This is a genomic window from Virgibacillus sp. JSM 102003, from assembly GCF_041949995.1.
In the GTDB taxonomy this organism is placed as follows: Bacteria; Bacillota; Bacilli; order Bacillales; family Amphibacillaceae; genus Lentibacillus.
Window position 1 is genome coordinate 1 of record NZ_JBHFQH010000018.1, and the last position, 25791, is coordinate 25791.

Below are 25791 nucleotides of genomic sequence, written 5' to 3' on the forward strand. Positions count from 1 at the left end.
AATTCAATTACACGCAACTCCTTTTTGTTTTGTTTAGTGGTATAAACAAAGTTTATCAAATAAGGAGCTTGCGTGCTTTTTTTATTGGTTGGAATTTTGCCAATACCCCAACAAATATTTTAGAGCCAAAAAATAAAAAGCCTGCCTTTCGTTTTCAAAAGGCAGGCTTAACATATGTTACTTAAAGATCATTACTTTACCAACAGTACCATCATCACTTTGACCAGTTACACGGAATTTCAATCCGAATTCCGGAACATTACGTCCAGCATCTACAAGACCAGGATTGCTCCAGTCTGCACTGTCATCGAATAATGGTGTGCGTTTTGTGTAATTGTCTTTTAGCGTGAATTGCCCAGGATAGTCAAGGAACATCTTATCAGTCTTGTCTAAACTGAATGCTGCATCATGAACCTGATAACGGGTTGAGGCAATAGCTTTATCACTCCAACTCAAGGCGTGTTGATCCGCATCAACTACACCTAGGAATCCTTCACCAGGATGCGCGCCAGTCCAGTTATTGTTGTATGACTCATCTACATACCATACAACTAACCCTTGATCAAAGCTCATTAAACTAGCTCCGCGTCGAATGTGTGCAAGGCCTTCATCCACCCCGTTATGTGATCTCCACTCCAACAAGTAATATTGATTCGTTGTATACGTACCATCATGCTTCTCAAAGCCGTCTAACGTAAATGAAGGATCTGCTTCTGCACCGTCAAAGAAGACTTCATTTCCATCTGCAGTCACCGTTACATTGTCTGTAAAGAACCCAGTCATGTTAGTAGCCCAGTCAGTCATAGAACGGAACTGTAATTGAATTTCCTGACCAGCATATTGGCTTAAGTCAATTGATTCATGGACCCATCCATCACTTGAACCAGTGTAACCTGGCAAGTTTTCTGCTATTGCTGGATATCCGCCTGCAGCTAGTGTAGAACTTGTGCGATCACTTGATAGTGAGCTCCATGTATTGCCATCATCCGTTGAAACCTGAACCATTGCATAATCCCAATCTGTCTCTATATCATACCAAGCATCAAAATCAAGTGTAGCATCTGTTGCTCCAGTTAAGTCCACAGTTCTAACCATTTTGTAGTCAACTTCATCACCTCGGCCACCATAGTACTCAAAGTCACCAGTTTTAGGTGTGTTTAATTCATTTAATTTGTCTGGTAAATCAACACGTACTGCGTCATTGTTTGTTCCTTTTGTTACTGCCTCATCAAGAAGGACTGATGTACCTTCGTTTGTTACTTCTGATTCGTCAAGTGTTGTTCCACTTAACCAATTGCCACCATGTAAGGTTTGCAGCATTTGTCTGGAAAATGGACTGATTCCAGGAGGTTCAGTTCCAGGAATATCGCCTGCCCAGCTTCCACCAGCCATAAGTGACCAGTAAGAAACAGCTTCACCTGCACCACTGTAAATGGTGTCATATTCATCAGGAAGTCCTAAGTCATGGCCGTATTCATGAGCGAAAACACCAGCTGCTCCGTCTTCTGGTTCAATGGTGTAATCATCGGCACCTAATAGGCCGCCAAATCGATCGCTGTCAGATGATGCACCAGGGACTGCGACTAAGCCAAGCGATGAACGGTGTGACCAGATTGCGTCGCCACCAAGTGAACCACCACCAGCTTCTTCACCAACACCAGCATGGATGACCATTAAGTGGTCAATGATTCCATCAGGCTCAGCTTTTACACCATCACCATCATAATCATCACGATCCCAAACATCATATTCGCTTAAATCGATACTGTCGTCTGCTCCAGCTTTAGCTAGTGCCTCATAGACTAGAGAGGCAGCGGCAGCATCATTACCGTCCGGTGCCGGGACATTTTTACCATAGTAGGCTGCTGGATGTTCAGCTGTATACCAGCCTGCAACCGTACCGTCTACGGTGTAACTTCCACCAGATTGTGCTTCATAGTATTGTTTCATGGATACTAGATTTTCCCCGTTTGGTCCTTCATATCCGTTTTCACCAAAGATCATGTCTTGAAAATGTTCATTTGGATAATTTTCATACCACATATCTGTTTCCTCTGGTGTAATGGAGCTTTTCTCGTAGTCAGGGAAGTCGATAGCAAGTACTAAAACCTTATCCTCACGAACTTCACCGTTATAGCCTTCTTCCTCAACTGAGTCTACTTTGTTTTTCTTAGCTTGTCCTAATTTATTTCCCTTCCCGTTTGTAAGCGAATTGTTGTTTTTGCTTTGTGAGTCCTTCATATTAGCATCAATTTTATTCGGAAGATTATTTTGTGCTTTACCGGCACTGTTAGCTTTCGCTTGTAAATATTTTTTCAAAGCCTGTTGCGCTTCTGCAGGTGAAGCATCATTCGCAAGAGTACCGTTCTTCTTAAGCATTTCTATTAATTTTTCATCATTAGCTATTCCTGCATCAAAAGTTGATCCTTGTGATGTCAGTTTCGCAGATAAATCAGAGCCATAATTTACTGTTGATACTGTTCCAGCACTTACTGTTCCAAAACCCAGCGATAGTGCTAATGTTGTTGTAAGTATTAATCCTTTCCTAACCATAAAACGCCTCCTAAATAGTTTTTTGATTCTCTGCTAATCTATTATGACTTATAATGAAGCCCTCCCTTACTGTAAAAAATAGTAAAAAAATCCTAGAACATTTTAATGATATAGTGGTAATTGAAAATTGTAAATATTAAAAACACGTTACGACAAAAGAAGTAATAATATATGAAGATTCACCCCAAGGATTTGATTTATTGCACTGTAAATCGACAAGGTAGGAACTGGTTGAATAGATTTTTTTATGAATAGATGGCGAGCCTTTGTTACGCTTATGCAGTAAGAAAGGATTTATGCTTTTGTATGAAAAACCTCTCTAACTTGATTTTAGCGGACACAGGGGACGCTATTTTAATAGGAAAGTGACCTTCTCGAAGTTATTCGGACACAGAAGCCCTTATTTCACATATATCATGATTGTTTGAGGGCATTAGTGCCATATAAGGTCTTTGGTGTCCGCAAAGACCACCACTTTCGTAGATTTCTAACAAATAAGGTCCCTTGTGTCCGCGAAACTCAAATTTGCTATATGAAAATTTAAAATTGATAGTGGCTGCGCATTTGACAGCAATCTGGTTTCTTAACTTCATAAAAAATCCTACCTTTAGTATGACTAAAGGTAGGACTAAGTAGTGTTTATTTAGAGATTAGTACTTTACCTACAGTACCATCATCGCTTTGACCCGTTACACGGAATTTCAAGCCGTATTCCGGAACATTACGTCCAGCGTCTACAAGACCAGGATTGCTCCAGTCTGCACTGTCATCGAATAATGGTGTGCGTTTTGTGTAGTTGTCTTTCATCGTAACGCCTAATAGGTCAGAGTAGTCTAAGAACATTTTACTGCTTTTATCAAGGCTGAATGCCGCATCGTTTAATTGATAACGGGTAGCACCAACTGCCCCATCACTCCAGTAAGTAGCATGCTGGTCCGCATCAACAACACCAAGGAAGCCATCACCAGGGTGAACACCAGTCCAGTTGTTATCGTATGATTCATCGACATACCATACTAGTAGTCCTTGATCATAGCTCATTAAACTAGCTCCGCGTCGAATGTGTGCAAGTCCTTCATCCACACCGTTGTGTGATCTCCATTCAAGCAGGTAATAATGATCTGTTTTATACTGGCCATCATGCTTAACGAATCCGTTTAAATCAAATTTAGGTTCTGATTCAGCACCGTCAGAGAATACCTCGCTTCCGTCTGCTGTAACAGTTACATTGTCAGCAAAGAACCCATCAAGATTTGTAGCCCAGTCTGACATGGAACGGAATTGAAGCTGAATTTCCTGTCCAGCATACTGGCTTATATCGATTGTTTCATGGACCCAGCCGTCACTTGAACCAGTGTAACCAGGAAGGTTTGCTTCAATTGCAGGGTATCCACCTTCAGCTAGTGTTGAACTAGTTCGTTCACTTGATAGTGATTCCCATGTTTCGCCGCCATCAGTTGAAACCTGAACCATTGCATAATCCCAATCCTGCTCAATGTTATACCATGCGTCGAAGTCCAGTGTTGCATTTGTTGCCCCTGTTAAGTCAACTGTTGTTGTCATCTTGTGGTCAACTTCATTACCTTTGCCACCATAATATTCAAACGCACCTTCTGCAGGTGTATTCAATACGTTCAATTTTTTTGGCAGGTCTACACGAACCACATCATTGTTGGTACCTTTTGTTACCGCCTCATCTAGAAGGGCAGTAGTACCGTCTGATGTGACTTCATCCGAATGAATTGTAGATCCGCTTAACCAGTTGCCACCATGATTAGCTTGCAGCATTTCTTTCGCGAATGGGCTCATTCCGGGAGGTTCTGTTCCAGGTACATCTCCTGCCCAGCTGCCGCTTGCCATAAGTGACCAATATGCGACAGCTTCCCCAGCTCCACTGTATACAGTGTCATACTCATCAGGTAAACCTAAGTCATGTCCATATTCGTGGGCAAATACCCCTGCAGCGCCATCTTCCGGTTCGATTGTATAATCATAAGCACCTAATAGACCGCCGAAACGATCACTATCAGATGAGGCACCAGGTATGGCAGTTAACTGCCCAAGGTTCCAGCGGTGAGACCAGATTGCGTCGCCACCAAGTGAACCGCCACCAGCTTCTTCACCAACACCAGCATGGATAACCATCAGATGGTCAATAATTCCGTCTGGTTCGGCTTTTACACCATCACCATCATAATCAGCGCGATCCCAAACATCGTATTCACTTAAATCAATGCTTTCATCTTGAGCAGCTTTTGTAAGCGCCTCATAAACCAATTCACGAGGACGAGCATCACTGCCATCAGGAGCAGGAACGTTTCCGCCATAGTAGGCAGCAGGATTTTCAGCTGTATACCAGCCAGCTACATTACCTTCTACAGTGTAGCTTCCGCCTGATTGTTGTTCATAATACTGTTTCATAGAAGTGAAGTTCTCCCCGTTAGGGCCTTCATATCCGTTTTCACCAAAGATCATGTCCTGGAAATGCTGGGTTGGGTAATTCTCATACCACATATCCGTTTCCTCTGGTGTAATCGAGCTTTTTTTATAATCAGGAAATTCAATTGCAAGTACTAGAACCTTGTCTTTACGAACTTCCCCGTTATAGCTTTCCTCTTTAACAGAATCAACTTCACCCTGTTTAGCTTGTCCTAGTTTGTTGCCTTTTCCATTTTTAAGAGGATTGCTGTTATTATTCTCTGAATCTTTCACTTTGCCATCCAGACCAGCTGGTAGTTCATCTTTCGTGTTATTAGCACTTTTTGCTTTATTCTCTAAGTATTTTTGTAATGCCTTCTGAGCTTCCGCTGCTGATGCATCTTTAGCAATGGTTCCATTTTCTTTCAGCATCTCGATTAACTTCTCATCATTAGCCATCCCGGGATCAAAGGATGATCCTTGTTGTGCTTGAATTTTAGTAGATAGATTAGATCCGGTTTCGTTTGTAGCTATTGTGTCAGCACTGACGGCACTAAAACCTAGTGAAAGTGCTAATGTTGTTGAGAGAATTAGTCCCTTCTTCTTCATATGATGAATTGCCTCCTAAGTATATTAGTAATTTTCTATGAATATATTAATCAAGACCTCCCTCCAAATCTTTTAAATAGTAAAAAAATTGTAACACCAATTTAATAATATATTCATAATAGAATATTGTAAATATTATAAACAGATTATGACAAATAAGGGGTGATAAGGCCTAAATTAACTATGGGTAATAAGAATTAATTACGCTTATTTCGATGGGTTAAAAGTCGCGCTTTAGAACATTGACTTTTCAAAAGAATTAAAATAATCTTAGAGATAATATGATGTTGAGAGGAAGATATAGTAGTGGAATATGATGTAATAGTAGTTGGAGCAGGTCTCGCTGGTTTAGTAGCAACGGCAGAGATAGCAGACGCTGGCAAAAAAGTGCTGTTGCTAGATCAGGAACCTGAAGCTTCATTTGGCGGGCAGGCCTGGTGGTCGTTTGGCGGATTATTTTTAGTAGATTCACCAGAACAGCGCCGAATGGGAGTAAAAGATTCCAAAGAACTTGCCTGGCAGGACTGGCTTGGAACTGCAGGGTTTGATAGAGAAGATGATGAAGACTATTGGGGCAGAAAGTGGGCAGAAGCTTACATGGATTTCGCTGCTGGCGAGAAACGTGCATGGCTTCGTGAAATGGGTGTAAAGTTCTTTCCGGTAGTTGGCTGGGCTGAACGTGGTGGATATGATGCTGAAGGGCATGGTAATTCGGTGCCACGCTTTCATATTGTATGGGGAACAGGTCCTGGCATTGTTGCTCCTTTTGAAAGACGCGTTCGCGAGCACATGAAAAATGGTCTGGTAGCGTACATGCCACGCCATCGAGTGGATAGTCTTGTTACAAGTAATGGGTTAGTAATTGGTGCAGGAGGGTCTGTTCTTGCTCCAAGTTCGGCTGGGAGAGGTGAGGAAAGTAATCGTGATGTCATAGATGATTTTGAATATAACGCCAAGGCTGTGATGGTGACCAGTGGTGGAATAGGTGCCAATTTTGATTTGGTCCGGAAAAATTGGCCTGATCGATTAGGCAACCCACCTGAAAATATGATTTCCGGTGTACCGGCACATGTAGATGGACGTATGCTTTCTATTACAGAAGATGCCGGTGGTAGAGTTGTTAACCGTGATCGCATGTGGCACTACACGGAAGGGATAAAAAATTGGAATCCGGTATGGAACAAACACGGGATACGTATTCTGCCTGGGCCATCATCACTATGGCTGGATGCAACTGGCAAAAGACTTCCAGCACCAAACTTTCCCGGATTTGATACACTTGGAACCCTGGACACGATTCAAAAGACAGGATACAGCTATTCCTGGTTTATTTTGACACAAAAAATAATTGAAAGTGAATTCGCCCTATCTGGATCCGAACAAAATCCTGATTTAACGGGGAAAAGTATTAAAAAAGTATTAAGCAGGGTGTTACCTGGTCCAACCTCTCCGGTGAAGGCATTTATGGACAAGGGTGAGGACTTCGTTGTTGCTGATACTATCGATAATTTAGTAGTCGGCATGAATAAGCTGACAGGTGATAAGCTTTTGGATATCGAAGAAATTAAACGGAAGGTCGAAGCACGTGACCGTGAAATGAATAATAAATTCACGAAGGATTTACAGATAACAGCTATTCGAGGGGCACGTAAATACCTGGGAGACAAATTAATCCGGGTTGCTTCTCCACACAAGTTGTTGGATAAAAAAAGCGGTCCACTGATTGCTGTTCGGTTGAATATCCTCAGCCGTAAAACGTTAGGTGGTCTGCAGACTAATTTGTCTGGCCAGGTTTTGAGCGAAACAGGTCAAGCAATTCCCGGCCTATATGCTGCAGGCGAGGTTGCTGGATTTGGTGGTGGCGGACTACATGGATATCGTGCACTTGAAGGTACGTTCTTAGGAGGGTGTTTATTTACTGGACGTGAGGCTGGCCGTGCCATCGCAAAAGAATTGAAATAAAAAGGGGCTGACTTATATGGCGTTGTTACTGGACGTCCGCTATAAGTCAGTTTTTAGACTGCCTATACTTTGAGCAATCAGGAATTGTGCTCCGTAATACGTCGTCATAATAACCAATCCCGAAAAAGTGATATCCGATATAAACATGTTCCAAGCAAGAGTCGAGTCAGATATAACAAATAATATACTGCCTGTAATGGCCCATTTGTTATTGGTCATTATGGCAGACCAAGCCATTAACGAAATTACAATCAAGTAACACAGAACAGGTACCATTAAGGTGTCGTTCCCCTGTGTAACAAGCCCGTCCATTAACTTTGTGCCAATTAATAGGCCATACAAAATTATCAGTATAATTGTTCCAAACCTGAATTTAGAGAACCTCCAGCAACTGAAGAAAGCTGCCATATAAAAGAGGTGACCGATAAGAAAAGCAGTCAGTCCGATAACAAACCATTTCCCTAACAATCCGTCTCCAAGCATACAGAAAAATAAACCTATTAAAACTAGCCAATGCGTGACTGATCTATTGGATGGGAATTGCAGATAAGCATACCAAATAATCAGCCACATTGGGATTAACTTGAAGACAATTTGATCAGAAATGAAAAATATATAGAGTACACTCATTAATAGGATGAGTACAGGCAAGCTTTTCATAAATAAACTCACATCCTTATATGGTAACTCTATATATTATTCTTTATTACCTTTGAATACTCCTCTTTTTCCTGATAAAAGCTATAAAGCAAAATACCACTTTATTGTTGATCTAGATACCCTAATCGTATAGAATTGCGGATCGGAATCCGTTTTGCTGATTTGCCGGATCCTCATTCCGCTATTTCCTGCAAATCGGCTGTTTGGAGCACGTTATGTAATCGTCGTTCCGCTATTTGTACTTTAGCCCCTCATATTCCATTGTTTTTGAGTAAATAACGGAACGAGGATCCGCACCGGAGATTTGCCGGATCCTCATTCCGCTATTTCCTGCAAATCGGCTGTTTGGAGCACGTTATGTAATCGTCATTCCGCTATTTGTACATTAGCCCCTTATATTTCATTGTTTTTGAGTAAATAACGGAACGAGGATTCATCAAAGCCTCTTTTGGAGGGCTTTTCCTTCAAATAACGGAATGAGGATCCGCCCCGGAGATTTGCTGGATTCTTATTCCGTTATTGATTGTACTCCTCACAAATGCGCTATTAGTGTTCACTTTCCAATTCTGCCAGTTGATTCATAATTTGCTCAACTACTTGATCAGCAACCTCAGGGGAAATGATATCTTCTTTTGCCAGCCGTTCCACAGCTTCGTGCTGTGCGTATAAGGAATGGCGTTCCAGTGTATTGATCTGTTTCTCTCGCAACTCAGGGTGATTCTGGATCAGTTGTTCAATTTTGCTTTGTACAGAATCAAGCTTTTCCCGGTACTCATTGATAATTTCATCTGTTACGGTATCCGTTATCCGCAGGTTCTTTTTAACTCTTTTAACTTCCTCGATTCCTTTTTCATACCGGTAAGCCTGTGCCAGTAATTCTTCATACTCATCGTAGCCATCATCTTTTTTGTCAACGTCCAGCCATGTTAAAAGTGGCTGTATCGTAAGCCCCTGAAGGACTAGTGAAAATAACACCACACTAAACGCTAATATTAAAATTTCCTCACGCCCTTCAAAGTCTCTTGGTAGGCTGAGTACAAGCGCAATTGATAAGGAACCTTTTAATCCTCCCCAAGTCAGTGTGTGTTTCCAGGATAGAGGCACAGTTTTTGTGAAAAATAAGCCTATATAAACAGCGACGGTTCTTCCAACTAGAACAATTATAATAGCGAGGAAGATTAGTCCCCACATATCTGTTACATCAATTCTGGTGATTTCGAGTCCAACCATTAAGAATACAAGTGAGTTAGCAAGCAATGTTACAACATCCCAGAAGTTGCTGATATTCAATTTTGTTGTAGGGCTCATCCCTATTTTTGCTCCGTAATTTCCTAGGATGAGTGCAGCAACAACAACAGCAATTACTCCTGATGCATGAATGGTCTCCGCCAGTAAAAAGACTCCGTAAAAGAGAACAATACTGAAAATGATTTCCAATGGATAATCGTCAAAATACCTCGTAATCCTTGATACAATGTAGCCTGATGCTCCACCAATGAGTACGCCAAGTGCAACAACTTTTACAAATTCCCAAGCACCTAAACCGGCACCTTCAATACCCATTCCAGCGTAGGTTATTAGCGAAAAAGCGGAAATGTTAAATAGCACAACAGCTAGACCATCATTAAATAAGCTTTCTCCTTCAATAATAGTAGAAAGCCGTTTATTAACACCGAGGTTTTTGAATATCGACAAGACACTGACGGGGTCCGTAGCACTCATAACAGCTGCAAACACGAAGGCAGCAGGGATGGAAAACTGCAGCAGCCACATGGAAGAGAAGCCGATCACAATATAAGATAAAAAAGTACCGCCAAATGCGAGCATAATAATCGGTCTTTTATTATCGTATAGATGGGAAAACGGAATCTTTAATGCTGCTTCTCCCAGTAAAGCAGGTAAGAACAGCGTAATAACGGCAAAATTAAAAACCTCACCTTCCGTTATAAATCCCTTCAAAGGCTCAAGGACAGGGATATTTATCAAACCGATAATTGCACCGACAATAACAAGTGCAATCGGATATGGTTTATTAAACTTCATGGCAATAGCGGTAATACCCGCTGCAATCATGACCAGTATAAGAGCAAGCGAAAATATATGATGTAAATCCAATTCCTCCACTATGCTGTTCCTCCTTCATCGAACACTTTTTTCATATCATTCATTTTTACCAAAATCATGAAAATTACCATGAGATGATTGGAAAAAGGCATAAAAAAGAGCCGACTGTGGGAAGCCGACTTCAGGATAGTGTGGTTACAATTTTATGGTATCCCCTTCTGTAATATGATTCTTCACTATCGTGCCAGTAGGCAGCTCAAGGGCTGAATGAGCATTAGATATTGGCGGGACTACTTTCCATGGTTTTAAATTCGGGATTGCTCTCACTACTTTGTTTGAATGATCTAGAAATACCACATCGATCGGAAACCGCATGAAAAACATGTGAACTGAGTTGCACCGTGTAATTAAAAGACCTTTATTCGTAAAAGGCTGCTTGTAAAAGAGCAGACCCTTTATTCTTGGCCAGAAACGGTCAGCTATCTTTATCTCAAAGGGTAAACTAATTTCCAAAGCTTCCACTCCTCTTATCTTCTTTTGTTCATTATAATGAATTTAATGTTCTTAATAAAAAACAAAAATGTAAGAATAAACGAGATAAAGAACGAAAAACAAAGCAAATCGTCCTTTATATAGTTCAAATGAACTAATTTGAAGGTTTGCAAATAAAAACGTTCTGTATATAATTCATTTAAGTTCTTTAAAGAGAACAAAAATACTTAGGAGGAATTTTATATGAATCATTTTATCAGACTTTTCAAGGAAGAAGAAGGGCAAGCATTAACGGAGTATGGATTATTAATAGGACTGGTAGCACTAGCAGTAGTTGCCATGTTAGGTTTTTTTGGTAGTACATTAGTAAATGTATTTGAACAAGTAAAGGATGAACTTAAGGCTGCACTTTAATTAGATGGAAAAATATAGCCCAGCTTTATCAGGGCTATATTTTATTCTAGAAAGGAGAACCAAAAATGACAAATCTAGCAATCATCCTCATCCTAATCATCTCCACCATAACAGATCTTCGCAGCAGGAAAATTCTTAATATAGTAACGATGCCAGCCATTATCCTTGCGCTTATTTTTCACCTCATTACATCTGGCTTAGAAGGACTTCTTTTCAGCGGTCAAGGATTTTTAGTGGGAGTCGGGTTATTACTCATTCCATTTATTATGGGAGGCATTGGTGCTGGTGATGTTAAGCTGCTTGCTGCTATTGGTGCATGGAAAGGTACATTATTTGTTCTTTATACCGGAATATACGCTGGAATTTTTGGAGGACTCATTGCTTTATTTATTTTAATCAAACGAAAGCAGTTCGTATTTACAATGAAGAACATGCTTTTCTCGCTATTATTTTTAAAAAGCACGAAAGGGTCACTGGAAATTTCCAATGATACAGAAAACAATGTATCGATCCCATACGCAATTCCAATCGCATTGGGCGCACTTATGACATTTATAATGGAGAGTTATCTATGAAATCACAAAAAGGTCAATCATTAGTAGAAACAGCATTAATACTACCAATCTTGTTGCTCCTGGTGTTTGGGATAACTGACTTCGGGAGGATATTTCATGCCTATTTAACACTTGATCATGCAGGGAGAGAGGCTGCACGAACTGCAACAATCGGTTCTTCAGACAGTGTTATCAGAGCAAAAATTACCGATGCAACTAGTAGCCTTGACGAAGACAATTTAGGGATAACAATTACTCCAGGAGGCGAAGCAAACCGAACAAGTGGAAGTGAAGTGACAATTACACTTACATATCCAGTTGATTTTTTGACGCCAGTTATCGGTCAAATTATTGAAGAGTTTGATTTAAAAGACACAACAGTAATGAGGGTGGAATAATGATGCAAAAATTTAAAATACTTTTCAAAGAACAAAGAGGAATAGCGATGATTTTGGTTGCATTCTTAATGTTTGTCCTAATAGGATTTAGCGCAATTGTCGTGGACGCTGGGGGCTTGTACCTTGAGAAAAGTCGTCTGCAAAAATCCTTGGATGCTGCAGTACTTGGTGGTGCACAGGTTTTAACCACATCACAGGCTAATGCCCAAGCAGTAGCAATAGACATTGCAGCAGATAATGGATTCACCGTTACTGAAAGTGAAGTATCAACCGGTGAGAACTATATTGAAATACATAAGACGGTTAACAATGATTTAACATTTGCTAGAGTACTAGGCTTCGACCAGGCAGATGTAGCTGCCAAAGCTCGAGCGGAAATAATGAATACGTTAATAGGTGGTGATGGAATAACACCTGTTGGGGTAGAACTTGGAGACGAATGGGAGTTTGCAGATGGTTCATCATATGTTATGAATTTTCAGCCTGGAAATGGTAATAATTCGTCTGTTGGTGGGAACTTTGGTTTTCTTGGGATAGACGGAAACGGGGCACAGGCACTCGCAGATGCGATTATAAATGGTGCTGATTTTGAAGTTTATGATCCAGATGATCCTGAAAGCTACGAATATGTGGAAACCGAAACAGGAGCAATGGTAGGTCCGGTAAATAATGCCTTTGAAACGCTAATTGAACAGGATGCAGATAGAGACCATTGTCAATCATATGAAACAGCTGATAATACATGCAGTCGTGTCGTAACAGTTCCAATAGTAGAGGAGTATACGGAATCAGGTTCATCAGAAGTAAAGATTGTTGGGTTTGCTGCGTTTTGGATTGAATCAGTAGATCAATTTGAACTAAATGGACGTTTCATCGATTACGTAAGGTCTGGCGAATTCAGTGATGAAGGTGAGGACTACGGCATCTCCGGAGTAAAGCTAGTAGAATAACAAAATTTTAAGTGAGCAGGTGAGTATATGAATTCAAAAAAAATATGGCTAGTTGCAATGGTGTTTGGATTAATTGCTGCTGGGATGATGTATTTTTTGGTTACGGAAAGCACAAATCAGACAGTTGAATCGGCAAGTCCTGCGGCAGAAGATGAGAAAAAAGATGAAGAAGTCAAAGAAGATGAGGCAAAGAAAGCTAAAGCCTCTGATGGTGAGAAAGAATCACAGGCTGAAGAAACGGACGAATTTACGGGTAATAATATGCTTCCATATAAGAAAGGCAATCGTGCAATGACAATGAAAGTATCTGACGTCACTGGGGTGGCGGGTTTTATTGAAGCTGGATCGTATGTTGACGTAGTAGGGGTTATGACTGTGCCTGAGGAGCATAGGGATACACAGCATGACTCCGCAACGCTTCTTTTAGAAAATGTAAAAGTGCTGGCAATCGGGCATGCTGCAGATGATGAAGAGACGATGAAACGTTATCAGATGGTGACGGTTGAAGTATCACCAAAACAGGGTCTGGCGCTAGGTTTCGCCACAAGGTATGAGCTGTATCTAATGCTGAGACAAGAGGGCGATAATAAGTTAGCTCCGAAGGATACCCATATCCATGAGGATGACTTACATGAAGGGGTGTTTAAATAATGGCTAAAATTTTTTCGATTGCCGGAAATGATGAATTAACATCAGGATTGACCAGGCTAATAAACGAAACTGAAAATAAGTTGTATTGGGTTACTAATGAGACAAAGTTATATGAACAATTACAATCCGAGGAAAAAAGTGTCGTAATTTTGCCAAATACTGCTGCTTATGATGTGTATCGCTTATGTGAAAAGATATCTATGCAGTTTCCGCTCACAACCCCTTTGCTAATTTTTCAAACTGAGGAAGAACTGGATATGAAAAGGGCATTACGGGCAGGTGCTGCAGATGTTATTTTCCTCTCCTCTTCCTTACCTAAAATAAGAGAAGATATCCAGGTGGCGATTTCAAATAGTGAGAGCAAGTCGTACTTTCAGGCAAAGTCAAAGCCAGTCAAAAATGCCAAGGTAATAACGGTTGCCAGTACTAAGGGTGGCGTTGGTAAGACGACGGTAGCAGTTAATCTTGCAGCATCCTATGGCAAAAAAATAGCAAAAGTAGCTGTGATTGACTTAGATCTGCAGTTTGGTGACGTTGCGATGTTTATGGATGTGAAGCCTAAACGTACGATATATGACTGGGTGAAAGAGGATCGGGAGGGAACGCAAATTGAAAACTTTATGACAGAGTATAAAAACGGTATTTCAATAATGGCGGCTCCGCCAAGGCCTGAATTTGCCGAGGTTATCACTGGTGACTATGTGCAAAAGGCAATTCATTCGCTAAAAAAACTTTATGACGTGGTAATAATCGATACAGCGTGCAGTATGGACGAGAATGTTATTGTTGCGCTGGAGAATTCTGACGATATTTTGGTAATGACGTATCTTGATTTACCAACGTTAAAGAATAGTAAGATGCTGCTCGATACATTGGGTTCCTTACAGATAGGCGATCGGGCTAAAGTTATTTCGAATAGGCAAATGAAAGTAAAAGGAATAACAGTTGATACGTTGGAGAAAGTGCTTGGAAGGAAAGTGTTCTCTGCGCTTCCTGCAATGGATAAGGCAATGGTAACCGCGGTAAATGAGGGCAATCCTTTAAATTATACAAATCCAAGATCGCAAGTAGCTAAGCGTGTATTTCAGATGGCGGAAGCCTTGTATAATCCGGAGAGTCGATTTTCTAAGAAGAAGAAAAAAGCTAAACGTATGGAAGTATCAGCAGGGGGGCATTTGTAATGTCCTTATTAACACGTTTGAATGGAGAACAGCCGTTAGAAAAAATAGATAAGTTAATAAAACCATCAAGTACGATTAAAAAATCATCAGACATTGAGGTCCGTCTTCATAATTTCCTTGTTGATGAATTAAAAAAGCCCACAAACCAAGGAAGAGAAATTGATGTATTAATTGAACAGCTTACGGAGCATTTTTTTGATGAAGAAGGAAAAACACTAACATTCGAAGAAAAGAAACAAATGATTAAAGACATGACCCATGAATTAACAGGCTATGGACCGATTTCACCGCTGCTCGCCGATCCAAATGTAACCGAAGTCATGGTCAATGGTCCAAATGATGTTTATATCGAATTAAATGGTCGTATTGAAAAGACGACAACCTATTTTCGCGATGATTTTCATGTATTGCGTGTCATTGAAAAAATTGTAGCACCACTGGGGAGAAGAATTGACGAAAGCTCTCCTATGGTTGATGCAAGATTACCTGATGGGTCGCGTGTTAATGCGATTATACCGCCACTTTCATTAAATGGTCCAACGATTACGATCCGTAAATTTTCGGAGACCCCGTTTACGATATATGACTTGTTACGAATGGGTACTCTTAACCAAGATATAGCTGATTTTTTAAAAGCGGCAGTAGAATCTAAGCTTAATGTTTTTATTAGTGGAGGTACTGGTTCAGGTAAAACAAGTACATTAAATGTGGTATCGTCGTTTATTCCAAGGCATGAACGAATTGTGACAATTGAGGATGCTGCTGAGCTCAAGCTGTCCCAGGGTCATATTGTTTCGCTGGAATCTCGCCCCAGGAATGTAGAGGGGCAAGGTGAAGTTACCATTCGTGACCTTGTGCGAAATTCCCTGCGAATGCGGCCAGACCGGATTATTGTTGGTGAGGTTCGAAGTGCTGAAGCGCTTGATATGCTTCAGGCAATGAATACTGGTCATGACGGGAGTTTAGGTACTGGCCACGCCAATTCACCAAGAGATTTGCTTGCTAGACTTGAAACAATGGTGTTGATGGCCGGGTTTGACTTGCCAGTTAGAGCGATTCGCGAACAAGTTACAAGTGCACTCGATATTATTGTCCATCAGGAGCGGATGAAGGATGGCTCGCGAAAGGTTGTTAAAATTACAGAGGTTCTAGGGTTGGAAGGCGATACAGTCGTCCTTCAGGATATCTTCGTCTACAATGAGCGCAAAAATATAACCTCCGGAAAGATGGAAGGAGAATTTAAATCGACAGGAATTCGCCCGCATTGTATAGAGAAACTTGAAGAAGCGGGATATAATTTACAATCAATGTTCAAGGAGGAATGGTAATGTCCACCGCTCTCGTTTATATTCTTGCAGCCGTGTTTGTAATAGTTACGGTTCTTTCGAGGATCATTCTTTTACTAATTATTGAAAAGGGCAAATACGAAAAACGTTTAAGAAAATATGTTTTTTTCGAAACTATTAAAAAGAACAAGGATGTTAATCAGAAAGAAAAGGAGTCCATTATAAAAAAAGCTGGGAAATCATTAGAAGCTTTTATTAATCTATCCAAAAATGAAAAACTGCTAACACAGTCTGGAGTAAAACTATCACTTGGAGAATTATTCATTGGTCGTGTCATGGTTGGGCTTATTTTAGTAATGGTCGGATATATATATGACTTTCACTTTTTGTTGCTTATGGTGTGTGGTGCAGTTGGATTTCACATTCCTATTATGTACGTAAAGAAAAAGAGGAAAAAACGATTAGCAGCTTGTTCGGTACAGCTTGGGGAAGCACTTGGCACGATGGCGAATGCACTAAGGGCTGGATTCAGCTTTATGCAGGCAATGAAAATGGTCGCTGAAGAAATCGATGATCCATTAGGGCCTGAATTTTTAAAGGCGATCCAGGATATTAATTACGGGGTATCAGTGGAGGATGCTTTTAAAAGTTTATTGGACCGCCTACCTGATAAAGAGCTTGAAATTGTCCTAAATACATTGCTCATTCAACGATCAAGTGGTGGGAATCTGGCATTTCTATTGGAAACAATGCAGGAGACGATTATCGATAGATCAAGAGTGAAAGATGAAGTGAAAACGTTAACGGCTCAAGGGAAGATGTCGTCAGTTATCATCACCCTTTTACCAATAGCCTTAGCGATTTATATTAGGCTCGTGAACCCGGAATATTTTCAAATGTTATTCTCGCATCCATTAGGTTGGACAATGGTCATTGTCGGGAGTATTAACATCATACTAGGATGGCTTTTCATTAAAAAAATCGTACACATTGAGGTGTAACATATGATATCTCTATATTTTTTCCTGTTTTCCGCGCTTTTTTTCATGATTATAATTGGGGCGGTTTTAACGAAGCTGTTTGAGAAACAAATTGTCATCAACAGCCGAACCGAATATTACTTTGACATAGACAAAGCTAAAATAAAGCATGAGAAAAAGGTGAAAAAGAATCGTGACCGTGGGAAAACCATGGTTATTATGAAAAAGTATACAGACAGAGCTAAGTCAGTAATTGATGAAAGAACATCCAAGACGAGGAAGAGGGAATTGGAGCAACGTTTACGTGAGGCGGGTTATCCGCTTAAGCTTTCATCGATTGATTTTCGGTTCCTGCAGTTTCTTATCGGCGCATTTCTGATTTTTTTCATCTGTCTATTGCTGGGGAAAACAGATACAAGTTTTTTCTCCGTTATGGTACTGGCAGGAATTGTTGCACTTCTTGGTATGTACTATCCTTCCTTTTATATAAGTAAGATTACTAAAAAACGACGGCTGGAGATCCAGAAAAAGATGCCGGACTTTTTTGATATGGTAAATCTTTCAATTGAGGCGGGTATGGGTCTGGATGCGTCTTTGTTAAAGGTCTGCAAACAAACAAAGGGACCTCTTTCAGAAGAATTTATGCAAGCGTTAGACGATATGAAACTCGGAAAGTCAAGGCGGGAGGCATTCGCTGATTTAAGAAAGCGTGTACCTGTTCACCAGTTCCAGAGCATCATCACATCACTAATTCAAGCCGATATGCTTGGGATAGGAATGGCAAAAGTTATTCGATCTTTAACAGAAAGAATCCGGGAACAGCGGACTCAATTAGCACGTGAACAGGCAATGAAAGCCCCCATTAAAATGGTTTTCCCAATGATGCTGTTTATCTTTCCGGCGATGTTTATTGTATTGTTAGGTCCGTTAATTATTTATATGTTAGATATGCTGTAGGATATCATGCGGAATTTGACAGAAGAGTACGAGGAATCGCCAGAAGAGCATGCGGAATCAACAGAAGCGCACGTGGAATCAACAGAAGGACATGCGGAATCGCCAGAAGAGTGCGCGGAATCAACAGAAGAGCACGGGGAATCAACAGAAGGACACGAGGAATCAACAGAAGGACACGAGGAATCAACAGAAGGACACGCTGAATCGCGAGAAGGGCATGCTGAATCGACAGAAGAACACGCGGAATCGCCAGAAGGGAACGCTGAATCAACAGAAGGACATGCTGAATCGCGAGAAGGGCACGCTGAATCGACAGAAGAACACGCGGAATCGCCAGAAGGACATGCGGAATCAACAGAAGGACACGCGGAATCAACAGAAGAGCACGCTGAATCAACAGATCGTTGGTTGGATGGGAAATTGTGAGACTTTCTTGTGATGTGAACCATTCCCCATCCAATTAAAATTCTACAACCTAACTTCTTTTATAAATTAGCTTCGGGCTGTTCAATTTAGTTGTCATTTTTAGACAATCCTTATAGTATTTCCTTAACAACTAAAGCCTGTGTTACTTTTGTTTTTTTACATCCTTCAAATTCACTTTCTTCAACTAAGCCTAATTTAATGGCAGCTTCCAATTTGTTCGTATCAGGACGTTTCACATGTACGATACAATCGTTTAAGTTCAGTTCTTCCAGTTTCGCAACTGTTTTTTCATCGATATAACTTATTGATGAGCGTATCTGTCGTTGGATTTTGTATTCTCCGCGCTGCAGTTCGCCTTTTTGCTCTTTACCTATTGATTTATCGAGTATTTCATGGAGGTTATTCTTTAGAAGTTTTAATTCATTATCAATTTTTTTCTTTTGGTTGTTCAGTTCAAAATACCGTTTTAACATATCAGTAGTTAACAGTGATCCTTCAGTAGGTTCTTTCACAATACTCGTCCCCCATTTGTATTGAATTATTTATATTTATGTATTCCGACAGCCAATTATGACCTTGCCTGGCAAACGTAAATAAATGACATATGTCACATGTTATATTTGACGTTTATGACTATAATAGCTTGTATAATTTCTTTAATATAGTGGGTAAGAATATCGAAAATAGCAAATAAATATAGATAATCCTACCCTAGGAGGAAGCAATATGAGTAAACAAAAACAAGCACAATTACGAAAAAGTGTTACACCTTTTGCTGGTTCAGATAAGAAAGCGAGCATTATGCAACTAATTAATACATTAATACCGTTTTTCCTGACTTGGTTTCTTGCATATCAAAGCTTGGCGATTTCTATATGGTTAACTCTTGCTTTAACGGTAGTTGCAGCGGGATTTGTAATTCGGACCTTTATTATTTTCCATGATTGCACACACGGGTCATTCTTTAAAAGTAGTAAAGCAAACCGGATTGTCGGTACAATTACCGGTGTTATAACGCTGTTTGCTTTTGATAAGTGGAAACGGGATCATGCGATACACCATGCGACAAGCAGTAACCTGGACAAGCGGGGAACTGGTGATGTTTGGGTGATGACTGTCGATGAGTATGTTAAAGCCTCTTTTTGGGGTAGAATGGCTTATCGTCTTTACCGCAATCCAATCGTTATGTTTGGCTTAGGTCCAATCTATCTTTTCTTAGTATCAAACCGCTTTAATCGAAAAGGCGCGAAACGCAAAGAACGCATGAATACTTACCTGATCAATGGATCTGTTGCTGCTATTTATGCATTATTGATTTGGGCAATCGGCTGGCAGGCATTTGTAATTATTCAGGCTCCAATCCTGTTCATTGCAGGCGCGTCAGGTATTTGGCTGTTTTACGTACAGCACCAGTTTGAGGATTCCTATTTTGAAAACGAAGATGAGTGGGATTTCGTTAAGGCTGCTGTAGATGGAAGTTCTTATTACAAGCTTCCGAAAGTAATGGAATGGATGACAGGAAGTATTGGATTCCATCATGTGCATCATCTAAGTCCAAGAGTTCCTAACTACAACTTGGAAAAAGCACATGAGTCGACACCGCCATTACAACAGGCAACTACAATAACGCTTGCTTCAAGTCTGGAATCAATTCGCTTTAGACTTTATGATGAAGATAATAAGCGATTCGTTAGCTTTAAGGAAGTTAAAGAACTCTTGCGAAAAAGAAAATTAGGTATACAAATGCCCCCTGGAAGATCAAGTTTCCAGGAAAAATAATAATTTAGACAATATGGCCCTTCAATAGTTTATTGAGGGGCTTTTGCCGTTAAAGCTTGGCGATAAGTCAGTTTTTCTAATATACTGAATGAAAGCGGAAAGGAGGGACTGTCATGCAGAAGTGGTATCACATTATCCCGAAAAACACCGGGCTTAGTATCTACGCATGGATTATTTTTTGTATTTTGCCTTTTTATTTTATTTTTCGAACGTCCGGAACCTGGGAAATAATTTTCGGTATCTTCATGATTCTGCTGTTTTTTACTGCATACAGGGTTTCTTTCCTTTCAAAGGGCTGGACCGTTTATCTTTCAGTGAGTATAGAAATGTTAATAAGCATCGTCATGACGTTATTTTTGGGATATGTATATTTCGCCCTGTTTTTAGCATTTTATATCGGTAATTTACAGCATAGGACGAGGTTTATTACGTTATATGTGATACATTTAACCACTACTATTGCTGCGGTAAGCATTGGTTTTTTTACCCAAAACGAAATATTCCTTACACAATTGCCGTTTATTATGTTTAGTGTCATTGGGGTGATTTTGCTTCCAATTACCATATACTCTAAAAATAAGCGGGAGCGACTGGAAAGCCAGCTGGAAGATGCTAACCAAAAGCTATCACAGTTGGTTGTCTTGGAGGAACGTCAGCGAATCGCGCGTGACTTGCATGATACGCTGGGGCAAAAATTATCCTTGATTGGCTTGAAAAGCGATCTCGCTGGGAAATTAATAAATGTTGAAGCCGATTTAGCTAAAAATGAGATCAATGATATACACCAGACGGCACGTACGGCACTAAAAGAAGTGCGTGAGATGGTCTCAGACATGAAGGGTGCCAAATTGAATGATGAAGTAATACGTATCGAACAAGTGTTGAAAGCTGCACAAATCGATTTTCATTTGGAAGGAAATTCGGAGTTAGCCAATACACCTTTACTGGTTGAGAATGTTCTTAGTATGTGTTTGAAAGAGGCTGTAACTAACATTGTTAAACATAGTCAGGCTACTTCCTGCAATGTTACGATTACACAATCTCCAAATGAAGTACTTATAAAAGTAGAAGATAATGGAATTGGGATACCCATTAAGAGGGACTCCTATACAGAAAATGGCTTGCAGGGGATGAAAGAGCGCTTGGAATTTGTAAATGGCAGCTTAGAAATAGAGTCAACAAATGGTACAACACTTAAAATTCAAGTGCCAAAGGTCGTCCAGCAAACGGAACAGGAGGAAATGCTGTGATTCGAATTGTGATTGCTGAAGATCAGGGGATGTTGCTTGGGGCTCTCGGTTCTTTGCTTGAGTTGGAGACAGATATGGAAGTTGTCGGCAAGGCAAAGAATGGGGAAGAAGCGATAACGATTGTGAAGGAGCAAAAACCGGATATCTGTATTATGGATATCGAGATGCCAATAAAAAGCGGACTTGATGCTGCTGAGGAATTAAAGGATGATCCTTGCAAAGTTATTGTTTTAACTACATTTGCTCGAACAGGATATTTTGAACGTGCCCGAAAAGCTGAAGTAAGTGGTTATTTGCTAAAAGACAGCCCAAGCGAAGATTTAGCTACTTCTATTCGTACGATAATGGAAGGCAGGCGTATTTATGCTCCTGAGCTTGTTGATATGGCATATGAAGAGGAAAATCCACTGACTGAGCGTGAAGAACAGGTTGTTAAACTGATTGCTGACGGGAAAAATACAAAAGAAATTGCTAATGAGCTATTTCTGACCAATGGAACTGTCCGTAATTATGTTTCGGTGATTTTGGATAAGCTTGAAGTCGGCAACCGGATAGAGGCCATTTCAAAAGTGAAAGAAAAAGGTTGGATGAAATAGGGTTAAAGCAAATGTATAAAGATAGCGCCCAATCCTAAAGCTAAGGTTGGAAAGGGGCGTTATTATGTCGAACAAGAATAATCAATTTAAAGAAAACAAACAACATGGCGAACATCGAAACGGCCGTAAGAGTCAGTATAAGAATAACAGTATCCATGGCGGCGATGAGCCAAACGAATTCATTGATCAAAAGAAAGATTGATATAGGAATCAAAGCAGTGTGATAGTATGGAATCACACTGCTTTTTTACTGGAGGGTATGAAGTGAGCCATGAAGCTATAATGACAACGGTCCCAGTTTTGGAAACGGAAAACTATCGATTAAGAGGATTAAGAGAAGATGATGCTAGTGAACTATTTGTGTTCATGCGAGACAGGAACACGATGAAATTTATTACACCTGATCCGGTAAAGTCAGAAACTGATATGTGGCAGGAAATTCAAGGACAGCTTGAGAACTTTGCAAAGCGAACAGAACTGCCCTGGGTGATTGAAAGTAGAGAAAATGGAGAGGTCATCGGAAAATTCAGTTTACATAAATTGAGCATGTGGCATAAAAAAGCCGAATTAGGTGTAATTATTCGTAAGGCGTATCAAAACAACGGTGTCGTGACGGAGGTTTTGGAACAAGTTCTCCATTATGCCTTTGAAACGCTTGAATTAAATCGGGTTGTCGGCGACATTTTTGCCGAGAATGAAGGATCAGAAAAGCTTCTAAGAAAATACGGATTTAAAGAAGAGGGCACCATGAGACAAACGGACTTTGACGGGAAAAGATATCACGATACAGTTGTCTTTTCATTGTTGAAGTCCGAATATGATGCCTTTCAAGAAGGCGGGTGACACGATGCACATTGGAATGTTTCTTGATCGGGATGGCGTAATAAATGAAGTGCTTAGTCACCGTGTGAAATTTGTGAACAAGCCAAAGGATTTTTATTTGCTTGATGGAGCTGGAGAAGCGATTAAGCGTTTTAACGACAAAGGGTTTAAGGTATTTGTAGTGACAAACCAAGGTGGCATTGGTCTTGGTTACATGAAGGAGTCCGCTTTAGATGATGTACATAAAAAGATGAAAAGTGACTTAGCGAAATTTGGTGCACATGTTGACGACATTGCTTATTGTCCGCATAAGCCACACGCAAACTGTGCCTGTCGCAAGCCAAACCCCCAGATGATACTGGATCTAGCGGAAAAACATCAAATTGATTTAGCCAATAGCTATATGGTCGGTGATAGGGTGCCAGATATAGAGGCAGGAAAGGAAGCAGGTACGCAAACGATCCTCATTGGAGATAGAAAAGATGAGGATGCTGATGCTGACTTTTTTTACCCTAACCTTATTTCAGTTGCGGATTCATTAACAAAATAATTATAAAATCTTCATGTATTCTCTCTTTCTGGAAATACTAAAATTGAAATGAACAACAGGAAGGATGAATACTAGATGTTGAAAGGTTTTTTAATAGCATTGGTGCTGTCAATGGGCTTCTCTATGAGCGCGCCTTCAGGGTTACCGTTTTACAAGGGGATTGCAGAGGATATCCACAGTCAAAAACGTGATAAAGAGAATTCGAATAAAGATATCTTTATAACGTTAGAGGCTAAAGAACTTGGAATAGAAACAAAAGATAAAGAAATTGACCAGCTGGAAAAAGAAGTAATGGAAGCTAAAATGAAACAAGCTGCAAATGAATTGGGAATAAATACAGAAGGAAAGAACATGAAAGAACTTTCCAAGGAAGTGCACCATGCAAAGGTTAAGCAAAAGGCAAATGAGTTAGGAATTAACACAGAGGGTAAAGAACCTAAAGAGCTTGCAGAAGAAGTCTATCAGGCGATGCTGAAGCAAAAGGCTGAAGAATTAGGTATTTCAACTGAGGGTAAAAATGCCAAAAAACTTAAAAAGGAAGTTTTTGAAGCATCAATTAAGCGAACGGCCGAGGAGTTAGGGATTGAAACAGAAGGCAAGGATCCGCGTAAGCTAAATAAAGAAATTTATAACAAGAAGGTTTTCCAGACGGCTGAGGCATTAGGAATCAAAACGAAAAACAAAGATACCCAAGAGATAATGGATGAAATTATGCAAAAGCATGCTGAGAAAGCAAAACAACTAGGATTGTTCCCGTTTGAAGAAAGAAATGGAAGATTATTCTGGGGTCACCACAAGAAATAAATTACCGCAACTATCCTCGATAATATATCGGGGATTCATTTTTTGAAGTGGTTAAAAAACGCTGAAAACTGAAAAATACCCATTGAATACTGAATAACCCCATACGAAAACTGAATAAGCTTGGATGAAAACTGAATAATGGTACACGTGACTGGATAAAGACTGAATAATTGCCGGGAAGACTGAATTAGTGCAAAAGCGAATGCCAAAGTAAAAAATTCCACTATTATAAAAGGATTTTCCAGCAAATGTACCGAATAGTAATTAAGTAGAGACAGAAATGTAAGGGAGGAAGATTATATGAGTGATGGCAAGATTAAAGTAAACAATAACGGGCCACTGCTTGTGACCGGTGATGTAGAAATGGTTGATGCTGATGGGAATGTGTTTGAGACGAAAAAGGCATTTTCCTTGTGTCGCTGCGGGCAGTCATCCAACAAGCCCTTTTGTGACGGAACTCATAAGAAGATTGGTTTTGAAAGTGAGCCAAGTGCGAAATAAGTTTTAAACAGAATCATGAACGATATGATAAACCCCATTATGCATGCACATCATTGCATAATGGGGTTTTTGTATGAATATTGTACCCTAAAGGCAAAATGTAAACATGGTATATAATGATATGGTTTAAACCTTACGTGTAAGCTTTTCATCCGCATCAATCTTTCTTAACATATTGCGTTATTCTAACACCTGGGCCATTCAACTCAAACAGCAAAGTTGTCATGAATCAATCAATTTGGAATAATAATAGGGTGAGGCAAATCCCAAATGAAGGAGATGTACGTCATGAAAGTTTTATTAATAGGTGCAAATGGTCAAATTGGACAGCATCTTGTTGACTTATTAGACAAGAGTAATGAACATACAGTAAGAGCAATGGTACGAAAAGAAGAACAAGCGGAAGAACTGAAGAAAAAGGGCATTGACGCTGTTCTTGCTAACCTTGAAGGCGGTGCTGATACGATTGTGAAGGCAGCAAGAGGATGTGACGCCGTTATTTTTACAGCTGGATCTGGCGGAAGTACAGGCTATGACAAAACATTATTGATCGACCTTGATGGTGCGGTTAAAACGTTTGAAGCTGCAGAAAAGGCAGGAGTTGAACGTTATGTAATGGTTAGCGCATTCCAAGCAAATAATCGTGAAAAATGGAACGAAAAAATTAAGCCATACTATGTTGCTAAGCATTACGCTGATAGAATGCTTGAAGATAGTAACCTGAATTATACGATTGTTCGACCTGGTGGACTATTGAATGAGCCAGGCACAGGGAAAATTGCTGCTTCTGAGAACTTGGAAAGAGGATCTATTCCACGCGAAGATGTAGCACGTGCCGTAATGGAATCTCTGACAGAGGAAAATACCTATAAGCGGTCATTTGATCTTATGTCAGGTGATACCGCTATTTCAGAAGCACTGAAAAACGTGTAAT

General features: G+C 40.1%; 27 protein-coding genes. 21 read left to right on the top strand and 6 right to left on the bottom strand.

Annotation, left to right across the window (positions count from 1 at the left end; all coding sequences use genetic code 11):
* Positions 1–185 (top strand): hypothetical protein (locus ACE1TG_RS17120; RefSeq protein WP_375053626.1); only part of this gene is annotated, 185 nt, incomplete at its 5' end.
* On the opposite strand, the gene ACE1TG_RS17125 is transcribed toward ACE1TG_RS17120, so the two are convergent.
* Both ACE1TG_RS17125 and ACE1TG_RS17130 read right to left on the bottom strand, forming a co-directional pair.
* Entirely contained in the window at positions 178–2553 is a 2376-nt protein-coding gene (locus ACE1TG_RS17125) for an immune inhibitor A domain-containing protein (RefSeq protein WP_375053627.1), read from the bottom strand. The genes ACE1TG_RS17120 and ACE1TG_RS17125 overlap by 8 nt on opposite strands.
* Positions 2554–3192: 639 nt before the next feature.
* A complete protein-coding gene (locus tag ACE1TG_RS17130) occupies positions 3193–5580 on the bottom strand; it encodes an immune inhibitor A domain-containing protein (protein WP_375053628.1) in 2388 nt (795 codons plus the stop codon).
* 306 nt (positions 5581–5886) lie between these two features.
* On the opposite strand from ACE1TG_RS17130, the gene ACE1TG_RS17135 reads away from it, so the two are divergent.
* Positions 5887–7542: an FAD-binding dehydrogenase gene (locus ACE1TG_RS17135; RefSeq protein ID WP_375053629.1), complete on the top strand. Its 1656-nt coding sequence runs from the start codon at positions 5887–5889 to the stop codon at positions 7540–7542.
* A 39-nt stretch (positions 7543–7581) separates the two neighbouring features.
* Here ACE1TG_RS17135 and ACE1TG_RS17140 read toward each other — a convergent pair whose 3' ends face one another.
* The 3 genes from ACE1TG_RS17140 to ACE1TG_RS17150 all read right to left on the bottom strand — a co-directional run bounded on the left by ACE1TG_RS17140 (position 7582) and on the right by ACE1TG_RS17150 (position 10788).
* On the bottom strand, positions 7582–8172 hold the full coding sequence (locus ACE1TG_RS17140) for a lysoplasmalogenase (RefSeq protein WP_375053630.1): 591 nt from the start codon (positions 8170–8172) through the stop codon (positions 7582–7584).
* A 576-nt stretch (positions 8173–8748) separates the two neighbouring features.
* Positions 8749–10326 (bottom strand): cation:proton antiporter, encoded by a 1578-nt coding sequence (locus ACE1TG_RS17145; RefSeq protein ID WP_375053631.1) that lies wholly within the window; start codon positions 10324–10326, stop codon positions 8749–8751.
* A 135-nt stretch (positions 10327–10461) separates the two neighbouring features.
* Complete coding sequence (locus ACE1TG_RS17150; protein WP_375053632.1) at positions 10462–10788, bottom strand: DUF192 domain-containing protein; 327 nt, start codon at positions 10786–10788, stop codon at positions 10462–10464.
* A 213-nt stretch (positions 10789–11001) separates the two neighbouring features.
* Here ACE1TG_RS17150 and ACE1TG_RS17155 point away from each other — a divergent pair, with 213 nt between their 5' ends.
* From ACE1TG_RS17155 to ACE1TG_RS17200, 10 genes are all read left to right on the top strand, one after another.
* The gene (locus ACE1TG_RS17155) at positions 11002–11172 is read left to right on the top strand and encodes a Flp family type IVb pilin (RefSeq protein WP_375053633.1); all 171 of its coding nucleotides are present in this window, start codon (positions 11002–11004) and stop codon (positions 11170–11172) included.
* A gap of 65 nt (positions 11173–11237) precedes the next feature.
* Positions 11238–11747, top strand: coding sequence for an A24 family peptidase (locus tag ACE1TG_RS17160; protein ID WP_375053634.1), 510 nt, complete (start codon positions 11238–11240; stop codon positions 11745–11747).
* A complete protein-coding gene (locus ACE1TG_RS17165) occupies positions 11744–12124 on the top strand; it encodes a TadE/TadG family type IV pilus assembly protein (RefSeq protein WP_375053635.1) in 381 nt (126 codons plus the stop codon). Before ACE1TG_RS17160 ends, ACE1TG_RS17165 begins: the two co-directional genes overlap by 4 nt.
* Positions 12124–13074, top strand: coding sequence for a pilus assembly protein TadG-related protein (locus ACE1TG_RS17170; RefSeq protein ID WP_375053636.1), 951 nt, complete (start codon positions 12124–12126; stop codon positions 13072–13074). Before ACE1TG_RS17165 ends, ACE1TG_RS17170 begins: the two co-directional genes overlap by 1 nt.
* Positions 13075–13101: 27 nt before the next feature.
* Positions 13102–13725 carry a Flp pilus assembly protein CpaB gene (cpaB, locus tag ACE1TG_RS17175; RefSeq protein ID WP_375053637.1) on the top strand — a complete coding sequence of 208 codons (624 nt, stop codon included), beginning with the start codon at positions 13102–13104 and terminating at the stop codon, positions 13723–13725.
* A complete protein-coding gene (locus tag ACE1TG_RS17180) occupies positions 13725–14906 on the top strand; it encodes a CpaE/TadZ family protein (RefSeq protein WP_375053638.1) in 1182 nt (393 codons plus the stop codon). The genes cpaB and ACE1TG_RS17180 overlap by 1 nt, the downstream gene beginning before the upstream one ends.
* Positions 14906–16234 carry a TadA family conjugal transfer-associated ATPase gene (locus tag ACE1TG_RS17185; protein ID WP_375053639.1) on the top strand — a complete coding sequence of 443 codons (1329 nt, stop codon included), beginning with the start codon at positions 14906–14908 and terminating at the stop codon, positions 16232–16234. Before ACE1TG_RS17180 ends, ACE1TG_RS17185 begins: the two co-directional genes overlap by 1 nt.
* Complete coding sequence (locus ACE1TG_RS17190) at positions 16234–17193, top strand: type II secretion system F family protein (protein ID WP_375053640.1); 960 nt, start codon at positions 16234–16236, stop codon at positions 17191–17193. Before ACE1TG_RS17185 ends, ACE1TG_RS17190 begins: the two co-directional genes overlap by 1 nt.
* Before the next feature lie 45 nt (positions 17194–17238).
* On the top strand, positions 17239–18129 hold the full coding sequence (locus tag ACE1TG_RS17195) for a type II secretion system F family protein (RefSeq protein ID WP_375053641.1): 891 nt from the start codon (positions 17239–17241) through the stop codon (positions 18127–18129).
* A gap of 6 nt (positions 18130–18135) precedes the next feature.
* Positions 18136–18555 (top strand): prolipoprotein diacylglyceryl transferase, encoded by a 420-nt coding sequence (locus tag ACE1TG_RS17200; RefSeq protein ID WP_375053642.1) that lies wholly within the window; start codon positions 18136–18138, stop codon positions 18553–18555.
* Positions 18556–18665: 110 nt separating this feature from the next.
* Here ACE1TG_RS17200 and ACE1TG_RS17205 read toward each other — a convergent pair whose 3' ends face one another.
* Positions 18666–19067 carry a hypothetical protein gene (locus ACE1TG_RS17205; protein ID WP_375053643.1) on the bottom strand — a complete coding sequence of 134 codons (402 nt, stop codon included), beginning with the start codon at positions 19065–19067 and terminating at the stop codon, positions 18666–18668.
* Between the two features lie 214 nt (positions 19068–19281).
* On the opposite strand from ACE1TG_RS17205, the gene desA reads away from it, so the two are divergent.
* The 9 genes from desA to ACE1TG_RS17250 all read left to right on the top strand — a co-directional run bounded on the left by desA (position 19282) and on the right by ACE1TG_RS17250 (position 25790).
* Complete coding sequence (desA, locus tag ACE1TG_RS17210; protein WP_375053644.1) at positions 19282–20334, top strand: Delta(5) desaturase DesA; 1053 nt, start codon at positions 19282–19284, stop codon at positions 20332–20334.
* A 113-nt stretch (positions 20335–20447) separates the two neighbouring features.
* Positions 20448–21584 carry a sensor histidine kinase gene (locus ACE1TG_RS17215; RefSeq protein ID WP_375053645.1) on the top strand — a complete coding sequence of 379 codons (1137 nt, stop codon included), beginning with the start codon at positions 20448–20450 and terminating at the stop codon, positions 21582–21584.
* Positions 21581–22180 (top strand): response regulator, encoded by a 600-nt coding sequence (locus tag ACE1TG_RS17220; protein ID WP_375053646.1) that lies wholly within the window; start codon positions 21581–21583, stop codon positions 22178–22180. Before ACE1TG_RS17215 ends, ACE1TG_RS17220 begins: the two co-directional genes overlap by 4 nt.
* Before the next feature lie 64 nt (positions 22181–22244).
* Complete coding sequence (locus tag ACE1TG_RS17225) at positions 22245–22382, top strand: hypothetical protein (protein ID WP_175476684.1); 138 nt, start codon at positions 22245–22247, stop codon at positions 22380–22382.
* A gap of 62 nt (positions 22383–22444) precedes the next feature.
* Positions 22445–23023, top strand: a complete 579-nt coding sequence (locus ACE1TG_RS17230; RefSeq protein WP_375053647.1) for a GNAT family N-acetyltransferase — start codon at positions 22445–22447, stop codon at positions 23021–23023.
* A gap of 4 nt (positions 23024–23027) precedes the next feature.
* Positions 23028–23552, top strand: coding sequence for a D-glycero-alpha-D-manno-heptose-1,7-bisphosphate 7-phosphatase (locus ACE1TG_RS17235; protein ID WP_375053648.1), 525 nt, complete (start codon positions 23028–23030; stop codon positions 23550–23552).
* 75 nt (positions 23553–23627) lie between these two features.
* Complete coding sequence (locus tag ACE1TG_RS17240) at positions 23628–24356, top strand: hypothetical protein (RefSeq protein ID WP_375053649.1); 729 nt, start codon at positions 23628–23630, stop codon at positions 24354–24356.
* A 300-nt stretch (positions 24357–24656) separates the two neighbouring features.
* A complete protein-coding gene (locus tag ACE1TG_RS17245; protein ID WP_375053650.1) occupies positions 24657–24857 on the top strand; it encodes a CDGSH iron-sulfur domain-containing protein in 201 nt (66 codons plus the stop codon).
* 288 nt (positions 24858–25145) lie between these two features.
* Entirely contained in the window at positions 25146–25790 is a 645-nt protein-coding gene (locus ACE1TG_RS17250; RefSeq protein WP_375053651.1) for an SDR family oxidoreductase, read from the top strand.
* The last annotated feature ends 1 nt before the right edge of the window (position 25791 follow it).

Excerpts from the sequence above, each read along its gene's own strand:
- ACE1TG_RS17195 (WP_375053641.1), top strand. The coding sequence starts at position 17,239 with ATGATTATAATTGGGGCGGTTTTAACGAAGCTGTTTGAGAAACAAATT.
- ACE1TG_RS17125 (WP_375053627.1), bottom strand. The coding sequence starts at position 2,553 with ATGGTTAGGAAAGGATTAATACTTACAACAACATTAGCACTATCGCTG.
- ACE1TG_RS17250 (WP_375053651.1), top strand. The coding sequence starts at position 25,146 with ATGAAAGTTTTATTAATAGGTGCAAATGGTCAAATTGGACAGCATCTT.
- ACE1TG_RS17140 (WP_375053630.1), bottom strand. The coding sequence starts at position 8,172 with ATGAGTGTACTCTATATATTTTTCATTTCTGATCAAATTGTCTTCAAG.
- ACE1TG_RS17155 (WP_375053633.1), top strand. The coding sequence starts at position 11,002 with ATGAATCATTTTATCAGACTTTTCAAGGAAGAAGAAGGGCAAGCATTA.
- ACE1TG_RS17245 (WP_375053650.1), top strand. The coding sequence starts at position 24,657 with ATGAGTGATGGCAAGATTAAAGTAAACAATAACGGGCCACTGCTTGTG.
- ACE1TG_RS17225 (WP_175476684.1), top strand. The coding sequence starts at position 22,245 with ATGTCGAACAAGAATAATCAATTTAAAGAAAACAAACAACATGGCGAA.
- ACE1TG_RS17185 (WP_375053639.1), top strand. The coding sequence starts at position 14,906 with ATGTCCTTATTAACACGTTTGAATGGAGAACAGCCGTTAGAAAAAATA.
- ACE1TG_RS17160 (WP_375053634.1), top strand. The coding sequence starts at position 11,238 with ATGACAAATCTAGCAATCATCCTCATCCTAATCATCTCCACCATAACA.
- ACE1TG_RS17180 (WP_375053638.1), top strand. The coding sequence starts at position 13,725 with ATGGCTAAAATTTTTTCGATTGCCGGAAATGATGAATTAACATCAGGA.
- ACE1TG_RS17190 (WP_375053640.1), top strand. The coding sequence starts at position 16,234 with ATGTCCACCGCTCTCGTTTATATTCTTGCAGCCGTGTTTGTAATAGTT.
- ACE1TG_RS17165 (WP_375053635.1), top strand. The coding sequence starts at position 11,744 with ATGAAATCACAAAAAGGTCAATCATTAGTAGAAACAGCATTAATACTA.
- cpaB (WP_375053637.1), top strand. The coding sequence starts at position 13,102 with ATGAATTCAAAAAAAATATGGCTAGTTGCAATGGTGTTTGGATTAATT.
- ACE1TG_RS17170 (WP_375053636.1), top strand. The coding sequence starts at position 12,124 with ATGATGCAAAAATTTAAAATACTTTTCAAAGAACAAAGAGGAATAGCG.
- ACE1TG_RS17240 (WP_375053649.1), top strand. The coding sequence starts at position 23,628 with ATGTTGAAAGGTTTTTTAATAGCATTGGTGCTGTCAATGGGCTTCTCT.
- ACE1TG_RS17130 (WP_375053628.1), bottom strand. The coding sequence starts at position 5,580 with ATGAAGAAGAAGGGACTAATTCTCTCAACAACATTAGCACTTTCACTA.
- desA (WP_375053644.1), top strand. The coding sequence starts at position 19,282 with ATGAGTAAACAAAAACAAGCACAATTACGAAAAAGTGTTACACCTTTT.
- ACE1TG_RS17215 (WP_375053645.1), top strand. The coding sequence starts at position 20,448 with ATGCAGAAGTGGTATCACATTATCCCGAAAAACACCGGGCTTAGTATC.
- ACE1TG_RS17235 (WP_375053648.1), top strand. The coding sequence starts at position 23,028 with ATGCACATTGGAATGTTTCTTGATCGGGATGGCGTAATAAATGAAGTG.
- ACE1TG_RS17200 (WP_375053642.1), top strand. The coding sequence starts at position 18,136 with ATGCGGAATTTGACAGAAGAGTACGAGGAATCGCCAGAAGAGCATGCG.